Here is a 9,195-nt window from a genome sequence, read left to right as displayed (position 1 = left end):
GGCAGGCAGGAAGGGTGGGGGGGCAGGCAGGAAGGGTGGGGGCAGGCAGGAAGGGTGGAACCTCAACCGTCAAAGCGCCAGGCCTGAAGGCTTTGCCCTTGCGCCTTCAGCCAGGCGCGATGCGGGGCGTGGCCGGGCATCAGGCGTTCCACCACCGCCCAGAAGGCGGGGGAGTGGTTCATTTCGGCCAGATGGGCAACCTCATGGGCGCAGACGTAATCCAGCACCAGAGGCGGCGCCATGATCAACCGCCAGTTATACATCAGCCGCCCGTCATGGGTGCAGCTGCCCCAGCGAGAGCGGGTGTCGCGCAGGGCCAGGCTGGAATAGGGCCGCCCCAGCCGCGCCGCGAAGTGATCCGAGGCCGCCGCCAGCCGGTCGCGCGCCCGGGTTTTCAGCCAGGCCGCCAGCCGCCGCCCCATCTGGGCCGGGTCGCCGGGGATCGCCAGCTCGCCCGCCTCAACGCGGATGGCGCGCCCGGCGCCGGGCACCAGCCGATAGGGCTGACCCTCCAGCGGCAGCTCGGCCCCGAAGGCAAGCGCGGGCACCTTGGGCATCGCCGCCAGCGCCCGGCGCAGCCAATCCTCCTGCGCATGGGCGAAGGCCAGCGCATCGGCCTCTCGCGCGCGGAGGGGCAAGGACAGGGTGACCCGTCCGTCCAGCCGCGACACGCGCAGGCTGAACCGCCGCGCCCGGGCCGAGCGGCGCAAGGTGATCTCGATCGGAGGGGCGCCGGGAAGGGCAGAAGGAAGAACGGGCATGGGCGGCCTTGTCGTGGGAGGTCAGAATACCCATGTCACCGCCCGGCGCAATGGTCACAGCCCGGTTGCGCCAAAGCGTCACGAAAAGCCTTTGACAGGCGCGCCGCCCTGTGGCATGCGCCAGCATTCGCGGGCGGAGCCGCCCGATTCCGGCCCATCCGGGGCCATGAGCAAGGGAATCACCATGCCCAATGAAGAATGGGGGACGAAGCGCCTCTGCCCGACGACCGGCAAACGCTTCTATGACCTGAACCGCAGCCCGATCGTCAGCCCCTATACGGGCGAGGTGGTGGATATCGAGAGCGCGCGCCGCAAGCTGGCCGCCGCCGTGATCTCGCGCGCCGTGCCCGACAAGGATGATGACGTGCTGGTGGACGATCTGGATACCGATGAGGATCTGCTGGCCGCCGGCGTCACCGATGACGCCGATCTGGACGATGATCTGCTGGAAGACGACGCCGACGACAATGTTTCGCTCGATGATCTGGCCGATGTTGCCGGCGACGAGGAAGAAGTCTGATACTGCCGCGCCTCGCGCCATGGTCGCGGGGCGCAAATTTTCGGCGAAAATTTTCGCCGGGTGGCTGGCGTTTTCCCCTTGCCCCCGCCCCCGCCTTCCCCTAGATAGCCGCCATCGCAGCGCAAAACCCATAGCGCCGCGGCACCCGGTGGGGTCATAGCTCAGATGGGAGAGCGCTTGAATGGCATTCAAGAGGTCGGGAGTTCGATCCTCCCTGGCTCCACCAAATCTTCAAAACCAGATGTGACAGGTGGTCGCGACCTCGGGTCGGTGATCTCTGCGGCTGTTCGGGCCTGTCCCTGCGCTGGCGCTTTGCGATGGACCGGCGCGCGGCGGGGCGATAGCTTGGGGGCAAAAGCGGGCGGGACGTTCCGCTGCGGCAGGGGTGGTGAGTATGGCAGATCAGCTGTCCGCGCGTGTGGCGGCAGAGGTGGCGCGGCTGGTTTCGGGCGATCCGGGGCCGCGTGAATTGTCGCGGGCGCTGCGCTATCTGGCCCAATGGCGTTCGACCGTGCTGGAGGCCGAGGTCGAGAGACGCGGCCCTGCACAGCTGACCTGTGGCCCTTTCGCGGGCATGGCCTATCCGGTGCGCGCCTCGGAAGGCGCGCGTCTGCCGCGCATGCTGGGCTGCTATGAGGCCAGCCTCGCCCCGGTGATCGAGACGATCATCGCCCGCGCCTATCCTCTGGTGGTCGATATTGGCGCGGCAGAGGGCTATTACGCCGTCGGGCTGGCGCGGCGGATGCCGGGCAGCCGCATCCTCGCCCGGGATGGCGACGCCCGGGCGCTGGCCGCCTGTGCGCGGCTGGCCGAGGCCAATGGTGTGGCCGAACGCATCGAGATCGGCGGCGTGATGGGGCCGCGCGACTTCGACGCGCTGGAGCCGGGCCGGGCGGTCATCATCTGCGACATCGAGGGGGCGGAGGTCGAGCTGCTGGACCCCGAGGCGGCGCCGGGCCTCCTGGCTGCCGATCTGCTGGTGGAGGTGCATGAGGGCATGCGCCCCGGCGCCATGGATGTGCTGCACCAGCGCTTTGAGGCGACGCATCGCCTGACCCGGATCGAGCGCAAGCTGGATGACACCCCATTGACCGGCTGGATGGAGCGGCTGAACGATCTGGATCGGCTGATTTTGCTGTGGGAATGGCGATCCTCGCCGACGCCCTGGCTTTGGATGGAGCGGAAATGAGCCTGCCTGTTGACCCAACCCGAAACGCGGGCATCTATTTCGCTGCTGATGGCTATGACCCCAAGGCCAAGGGGATCAATGGTCGGCGGGTGGCGGGCGAAAGTTTCATCCGGGGGTTTTTCCGCCATGCCGATGTGGCGGAATTCGTGTCGCTGGCGCCGAAGGCCAGCGATCAGGAGCTGTTCGCCCAGTTTGCCGCCGAGGAGCGCAAGGGCGTGCCGGTGCGCCATGTGCCGCTGCGCCTGATGCCGCAGATGGCGCCGGTGCAGACCCTGTTCTACCCCAGCCCCAATTTCGGCGCCGAGACATGGCGCCGCGCGCCGCATGGCGCCGCTGCCTGGTCGATCTGTGGCATCACGCATACGACCTCGACCAAGGGGGTGATGCAGGGTTTCTTTGATCTGCGCATGTCGGCGCAGGCGGAATGGGATGCGGTGATCTGCACCTCGCGCGCGGTGCTGGCCTCGGTGCTGCATCAATTCGAGCGGATCGAGGATCATATCCGCAGCCGCTTTGGCGGGGCGGTGCCGCCCCGGCCGCAACTGCCGGTGATCCCGCTGGGGGTGGATTGCGCCGCCTTCGCGCCCGACAAGGCGGCGGGCAAGGCGCTGCGCGCCCGGCTGGGGGCGGGGCCGAAGGATGTGGTCTTTGCCACCATCGCCCGGCTGACGCCTTACGAGAAATTCGATCCCCTGCCGCTTTATATCGCGCTGCAAGCGGCGCAGGCGCGCATGCCCAAGGGGGTCAAGCTGCATCTGGCGCTGTGCGGCATTTACCGCGACGATTACTCGAAACGGGTGTTCGAGCAGGGCGCGGCGGGGTTGATGCCCGATGTGGGCTTTCATGTGCTGGATGGCGCCAATGCCGCCCTGCGCAAAGGCGTGCTGTCGGGGGCCGATGTCTTTGCCTTTCCGATTGACAACATTCAGGAGACCTTTGGCCTTGCCCCGATCGAGGCGATGGCGGCGGGCCTGCCGGTTCTGGTCTCGGATTGGGACGGGATGCGCGACACGGTGACCCCGGATGTGGGGATCCGGGTGCCGACGCAAACCCTGACGGCGGCCCATGCCGAGCAGGAGGGCTATCGCCATGTCACCGGTGTGGACAGCTATACGCAATATTGCGCGCTGGCCTCCTCGATGACCGAAATCGAGATGCCCGCGCTGGTGGCGGCCATTCTGGCACTGGCCAGTGATCCGGCGCTGCGGGCGCGGATGGGGGCGGCGGGCAAGGCGCGGGCGCAACGGCTCTATGACTGGGCGGCAGTGGTGCCGCAGATGCAGGACCTGTGGCAGGAACTGGCGCTGCGGCGACGCGCGGCGCAGGGTGGCGGCCAAAGCATCGCGCAAACTCCGCGCGCGGCGCTGCCGGTGGGCCCCTCGCCCTTCGCGCTCTTTGCCGCCTGGCCCAGCCGTCAGGGCGGCTTTGCCCTGACCCGCTTTGTCGATGCCGCCGGGCCGGGCCGCCTGCCGGTGGCCGAGGTTCTGGGCTTGCGCGACTATATGGCAATGGGCCGGCAGGCCGAGCGCAGCGAGGATTACGCGCGCACCCATGCCGCCATTCTGGCCGCCGGACAGGCGGGCTGCGACCGCGCGGCGCTGGAAACCACGCTGGGCCTGAATGTGGTGCAACTGGACCGGGTGCTGATCTGGCTGCTGAAATACGGCTTCATCCGCCGTCAGCGCGCCGGAGAGGGCCAGCCGCCTCCCGCGCCGCCGCAACAGGGTCAGTCGCGGAAATAACGACTTTCGCGGATCTGCTCCCAGGCCCAGACCACCTCTTGCAGCCGCGTCTCGTCATCGCGGTTGCCGCCATTCATGTCAGGATGCAGATCCTTGACCATGGACTTGTATTGCTTGCGGATCTCGGTCCGGGTCCAGGTGTCGCGGGCATCGAGGATTTCCAGCGCCTTACGCTCGGTCGAGGGCAGCTTGCGGGTGACATGGCTTTGCACCTTGCCGGGGTTCTGGGTGGCCTTTTCGCCCAGCAGGCCCATCGGGTCTTCCACGCCCAAACGCGCCCAGGCCCGGCCATCATCCTTCTGGCTGAACGGCTTGGTCTCGCGCTCCCACACCCGCGCCTTGTCGAGGAATTTCTGGAACTCCTCATCCGAGGTGCCGTTGAAGAAGTTCCACTTCAAATTGTATTCGCGGACGTGATCCTTGCAGAACCAGAAAAATTCGTCCAGCAGATCCGGCGATTTCGGCGCACGATACAGGCCCGGCGCCGAGCAATCGGGAAATTCGCATTGCTTCTGCGAGGTCTCGAAAGCGCCAGACATGCCCCGACGCACCGTCTTGCGGCGCTTCTTGTCCGAGGACACACGAATATCGAATTCGAACGGGGGTTTCGTCATGGCAGGCCTTTCAGACTCGGGGCGCCAACATTAAAGCATTGGGCGGCGGCGTGAAGGGGGCAGCGATAAAAATGACTGTGAAGGACGAGATTTTTCAGCGGCTGACGGCGGCGTTCAGCCCGGAAGTGCTGGAAATACAGGATGATAGCGAAAAGCACCGCGGCCATGGCGGCTGGCGTGAGGGCGGCGAGACGCATTTCAACGTGACGATCCGCGCGGCAGAGCTGGCGGGGCTGAGCCGCGTCGCGCGCCATCGCGCGGTGCATAAGGCGCTCGGCGACCTCACCACGCGCATTCACGCGCTGGCGCTGGATATTGGCTGATCCTTCAGCGCGCTGCTTGACGCGGCGCGCGGCGATCGCGTGCGGGAGCCTCCGGCGGGGATATTTTTGTCAGGTTGAAGCCGGTATCGTTTCAACCTGATGCAAATATCCCCGGGGGTGCGGGGGCAGGCAGCCCCCGCGCGGTGGGGTTACAGGGCCTTGGCCTCCAGCCTGCGCGCATGCAGCACCGGCTCGGTATAGCCCGAGGGCTGCACGCGGCCTTCAAACACCAGATCGCAGGCGGCGCGGAAGGCGGGGCCGTCAAAGCCCGGCGCCATCGGGCGATAGGCGGCGTCGCCGGCGTTCTGGCGATCCACCACGGCGGCCATCTTGCGCATCGCGGCCATCACCTGATCGGTGCTGACCACGCCGTGATGCAGCCAATTGGCCAGCGCCTGCGAGGAGATGCGGCAGGTGGCGCGATCCTCCATCAGGCCGACATCATGGATGTCGGGCACTTTGGAGCAGCCAACCCCCTGATCCACCCAGCGGACGACATAGCCCAAGATGCCTTGGGCGTTGTTCTCCACCTCTTGCGCGATGTCCTCGGGCGACCAGTTCACGCCCTGCGCCACCGGCACGGTGAGGAGGTCGCGCAGGGAGCCGCGCGGGCCGCCCGCCTTGATCTCGGCCTGACGGGCCAGCACATCAACGCGGTGGTAATGCGTGGCATGCAGGGTCGCGGCGGTGGGAGAGGGCACCCAGGCACAATTCGCCCCGGCCTTGGGATGGGCGATCTTCTGCTCCAGCATCGCCGCCATCAGATCGGGCGCTGCCCACATGCCCTTGCCGATCTGCGCCCGGCCCTGAAGCCCGCAGGCAAGGCCGATATCCACATTGCGATCTTCATAGGATTTGATCCAGGCGGCAGCTTTCATGTCGCCCTTGCGGATCATCGGGCCTGCCTCCATCGCGGTGTGGATCTCATCGCCCGTGCGGTCGAGGAAGCCCGTGTTGATGAAGGCCACGCGCGATCTGGCGGCGCGGATGCATTCCTTGAGGTTCACGCTGGTGCGGCGTTCCTCGTCCATGATGCCCAGTTTCACGGTGTTGGCGGGCAGGCCCAGCGTGGCCTCCACCTTGTCGAAGATGGCTGAGGCCAGCGCGACCTCCTCGGGGCCGTGCATCTTGGGTTTCACCACATAGACCGAGCCGGTGATGGAGTTGCGCAGCCCGGTGGTCTTGCGCAGGTCATGCAGCGCGCAGAGCGTGGTGATGAAGGCATCCATGATCCCCTCGCCGACCTCGCGCCCTTCGGCATCGAGAATGGCGGGGTTGGTCATCAGATGGCCGACATTGCGCACCAGCATGAGGGCGCGGCCTTTCAGGCTGGCGGATTGGCCCGTGGGGGTGGTGTAGTTGAGATCGTCGGCCAGACGGCGGGTGAAGGTTGTGGTGCCTTTGCTGACCTCCTCGGTCAGGTCGCCCTTCATCAGGCCCAGCCAATTGGCATAGGCCACCACCTTGTCCTCGGCATCCACCGCCGCCACGCTGTCTTCACAATCCATGATCGCGGAAAGCGCGCTTTCCAGCCGGATGTCAGAGATATGGGCCGGATCGCTGCTGCCGATGGGGGTTGAGGCATCGAGGAGGATCTCGATATGCAGCCCGTTGGTTTTCAGGATGACGGCGCTGGTGTCGCGGTAGCCTGCGTAATGGGCGGGGTTGGCGAGGGTGGTGTGGCCCTCGGCGGTGGTCACGGCCAGCGTCTCGCCGGCGGCGAGGCCCGTCACCGCGCGCCAGCTGGCGCCTGCGATCGGGGCCACGTCATCCAGAAAGTCGCGCGCCCAGTCGATCACACGCGCGCCGCGCGCCGCGTCATAGCCCTTGCCGCTTGGCGCCTCGCCCAGGGCATCGGTGCCATAAAGCGCGTCATACAGGCTGCCCCAGCGGGCATTGGCGGCGTTGAGCGCATAGCGCGCATTCATCACCGGCACCACCAGTTGCGGGCCGGGGATTGTAGCGATCTCCGGGTCGGTCTGGGCGGTGTCGATGCTGAGATCGGGGCCTTCGGGCAGCAGATAGCCGATCTCGCGCAGGAAGTCCTCATGCGTCTGTGCATCGAAGGGCTGGCCCTTGCGCGCCTTGAACCAGCCGTCGATCTGGCTTTGCAGCGCGTCGCGCTTGGCCAGCAGCGCGCGGTTTTGCGGGCCGAACGTGGCAATGCCTTCTGACAGGCCTTGCCAGAATGCCTCGGCCGCGATGCCAGAGCCGGGCAGGGCCTTGGTCTCGACGAACTGAACCAGCCGGGCATCGACCTGAAGCCCGTATTTGTTGATGCGTTCGGCCATGGCATTCCCCTTTTCGCTGTTGCGGCGAGGATGCGGGAAAGCCGGGCGGGGCGCAAGGAATCCGGGGGGCGGATTTGCTGGAAAGACACGAAAACACTTGTCGGGTTTTCGGGAAGATGGCGCGGCGGTTCGGCTGTCACGAAAGTTTTGCGTGGGCCAGCGATGATGAGGGCGTCGCGCTCCTGTCCCCCAGACGCTTCCCCGCGCGGCGCAAGACTGGCCCCCGGTCCGATCCCTCCGGGCCGGGGGTATCCTTCTTAACGGGGGCTGCGCCGCAGGGCGCTGCGCAAGTCTGACAGGCGCAGGGCGCCGAACAGCGCGGCGGCGACGAAGTAGCTGATCATGCCACCTGTGACCAGGCCGCCAAGCGCCAGCCAGCGCCAGCGCGCCGCATCCAGCGCCGGCCCAAGCGCCACCGTCAGGCCCCACAGCACGCCGCCCATGACGGCAGAGGCCAGCAGGATGCGCCACAGGCGCGATTTGAAGCGTGCGTCGAAATGCGCGGCCTCGTCCATGCGGCGGGCGCCGAGCCAGAGTTGCAGCACCATGATCCAGGCCGAAACCGTCGTGGCCAGCGCAGCGGCGATGAAGCCGATATAGGGCAGCAGGGCGAAGGCAAAGCCCGCGTTGATGGCCATGGACCACAGCGCATAGCGGAAGGGGCTGCGGCTGTCCTCGCGCGCGTAGAACAGCGGTTGCAAGACCTTGTGCAGCACGAAGGCGGGCAGGCCGATGCCATAGGCGGCCAGTGCCAGTGCGGTATTGGCAGTGTCATCCGGGCCGAAGGCGCCGCGCTGGAACAGCACCTGCACCAGCGGCATGGCAATCACCACAAGTGCCACGGCGGCGGGCAGGGTGAGGGCCAGCGCGAACTCGGCGCCGCGATTGAGGGCCTCGCGCCCGCCTGCCGTATCGCCCGCGCGCAGGCGGCGGCTGAGTTCGGGCAGCAGCGCGGTGCCAATCGCAATGCCCACCACGCCAAGCGGCAGTTGATAGAGCCGGTCGGCATAGGACATCCACGAAATCGCGCCCTCGGTGCCCGAGGCCACCTGCCGCGACACCAGCAGGTTGATCTGCACCACCCCGCCCGCCAGCAGCGCAGGCCCGGCGATGATCAGCAGGCGCTTGAGGTCGGGCGACCAGCGCGGCCGCGCCAGACGCGGCGCAAACCCCGCCCGTGCCGCCGCCCACCATGTCCAGCCCAGTTGCGCCACGCCGGTCACCGGCACCGTCCAGGCCAGCGTGAGGCCCATATCCCAGCCTTGCCATACCGCCAGCCCCATGGCGGCGATGAAAACAAGGTTCATCAGCACCGGCACAAAGCCCGCCTCGGCAAACTTGCCATGCGCGTTCAGAATGCCCGAAAGCAGCGCAAACAGCGAGATGAAGAAGATATAGACAAAGGTGATGCGGCCAAACTCCACCGCAAGGTCAAAGCGGCTGTCGCCCACAAAGCCCGAAGCCATGGCCCAGACCAGCCAAGGCATCGCGAAAGTGCCCAGCAGGGTGAACACCACCAGCACCGCCGCCAGCCCGGAAAAGGCATCCCGGGCAAAGACCTTGGCATCCTCGCCGCCCTCCAGCTTCTTGCTGTAAAGCGGCACGAAGGCCTGGTTGAACGCCCCCTCGGCAAAGAAGCGGCGGAACATATTGGGCAGCGAAAACGCCACGTTGAAGGCATCGGCCACTGGGCCCGCGCCCAGATAGGAGGCCATCATCACATCGCGCGCAAAACCCGCGCCACGGGAAACCAGC

General features: G+C 66.9%; 8 protein-coding genes and 1 tRNA gene. 5 read left to right on the top strand and 4 right to left on the bottom strand.

Annotation, left to right across the window (positions count from 1 at the left end):
* Positions 1-62: 62 nt before the first annotated feature.
* Positions 63-761: a SprT family zinc-dependent metalloprotease gene (locus JNN06_RS17280; RefSeq protein WP_291240832.1), complete on the bottom strand. Its 699-nt coding sequence runs from the start codon at positions 759-761 to the stop codon at positions 63-65.
* A gap of 184 nt (positions 762-945) precedes the next feature.
* Here JNN06_RS17280 and JNN06_RS17275 point away from each other — a divergent pair, with 184 nt between their 5' ends.
* The 4 genes from JNN06_RS17275 (at position 946) to JNN06_RS17260 (ending at position 4,212) form a co-directional block, all read left to right on the top strand.
* A complete protein-coding gene (locus tag JNN06_RS17275; RefSeq protein WP_291240833.1) occupies positions 946-1,281 on the top strand; it encodes a TIGR02300 family protein in 336 nt (111 codons plus the stop codon).
* Between the two features lie 150 nt (positions 1,282-1,431).
* Positions 1,432-1,507: transfer RNA gene (locus JNN06_RS17270), tRNA-Ala, on the top strand.
* Positions 1,508-1,675: 168 nt separating this feature from the next.
* Positions 1,676-2,470: a hypothetical protein gene (locus JNN06_RS17265; protein ID WP_291240831.1), complete on the top strand. Its 795-nt coding sequence runs from the start codon at positions 1,676-1,678 to the stop codon at positions 2,468-2,470.
* Positions 2,467-4,212, top strand: coding sequence for a glycosyltransferase family 4 protein (locus tag JNN06_RS17260; RefSeq protein WP_291240830.1), 1,746 nt, complete (start codon positions 2,467-2,469; stop codon positions 4,210-4,212). Before JNN06_RS17265 ends, JNN06_RS17260 begins: the two co-directional genes overlap by 4 nt.
* On the opposite strand, the gene JNN06_RS17255 is transcribed toward JNN06_RS17260, so the two are convergent.
* A complete protein-coding gene (locus tag JNN06_RS17255) occupies positions 4,197-4,826 on the bottom strand; it encodes a J domain-containing protein (protein WP_291240829.1) in 630 nt (209 codons plus the stop codon). The two genes, JNN06_RS17260 and JNN06_RS17255, sit on opposite strands and share 16 nt — an antisense overlap.
* A gap of 71 nt (positions 4,827-4,897) precedes the next feature.
* Here JNN06_RS17255 and JNN06_RS17250 point away from each other — a divergent pair, with 71 nt between their 5' ends.
* Positions 4,898-5,149, top strand: a complete 252-nt coding sequence (locus JNN06_RS17250) for a BolA family protein (protein WP_291240828.1) — start codon at positions 4,898-4,900, stop codon at positions 5,147-5,149.
* Positions 5,150-5,298: 149 nt separating this feature from the next.
* On the opposite strand, the gene JNN06_RS17245 is transcribed toward JNN06_RS17250, so the two are convergent.
* Both JNN06_RS17245 and murJ read right to left on the bottom strand, forming a co-directional pair.
* Entirely contained in the window at positions 5,299-7,440 is a 2,142-nt protein-coding gene (locus tag JNN06_RS17245) for a malate synthase G (protein ID WP_291240827.1), read from the bottom strand.
* 257 nt (positions 7,441-7,697) lie between these two features.
* Positions 7,698-9,194, bottom strand: a complete 1,497-nt coding sequence (gene murJ / locus JNN06_RS17240; RefSeq protein ID WP_291240826.1) for a murein biosynthesis integral membrane protein MurJ — start codon at positions 9,192-9,194, stop codon at positions 7,698-7,700.
* Between the last annotated feature and the right edge of the window lies 1 nt (position 9,195).

The sequence above is a fragment of the Gemmobacter sp. genome (assembly GCF_016792925.1).
GTDB lineage: Bacteria > Pseudomonadota > Alphaproteobacteria > Rhodobacterales > Rhodobacteraceae > Gemmobacter.
The sequence above is the reverse complement of the archived record's forward strand: the minus strand, read 5'-3'. Positions and strand labels throughout refer to the sequence as shown.

Coding starts and splice junctions, on each gene's coding strand:
- JNN06_RS17280 (WP_291240832.1), bottom strand. CDS start 761: ATGCCCGTTCTTCCTTCTGCCCTTCCCGGCGCCCCTCCGATCGAGATC.
- JNN06_RS17275 (WP_291240833.1), top strand. CDS start 946: ATGCCCAATGAAGAATGGGGGACGAAGCGCCTCTGCCCGACGACCGGC.
- JNN06_RS17265 (WP_291240831.1), top strand. CDS start 1,676: ATGGCAGATCAGCTGTCCGCGCGTGTGGCGGCAGAGGTGGCGCGGCTG.
- JNN06_RS17260 (WP_291240830.1), top strand. CDS start 2,467: ATGAGCCTGCCTGTTGACCCAACCCGAAACGCGGGCATCTATTTCGCT.
- JNN06_RS17255 (WP_291240829.1), bottom strand. CDS start 4,826: ATGACGAAACCCCCGTTCGAATTCGATATTCGTGTGTCCTCGGACAAG.
- JNN06_RS17250 (WP_291240828.1), top strand. CDS start 4,898: ATGACTGTGAAGGACGAGATTTTTCAGCGGCTGACGGCGGCGTTCAGC.
- JNN06_RS17245 (WP_291240827.1), bottom strand. CDS start 7,440: ATGGCCGAACGCATCAACAAATACGGGCTTCAGGTCGATGCCCGGCTG.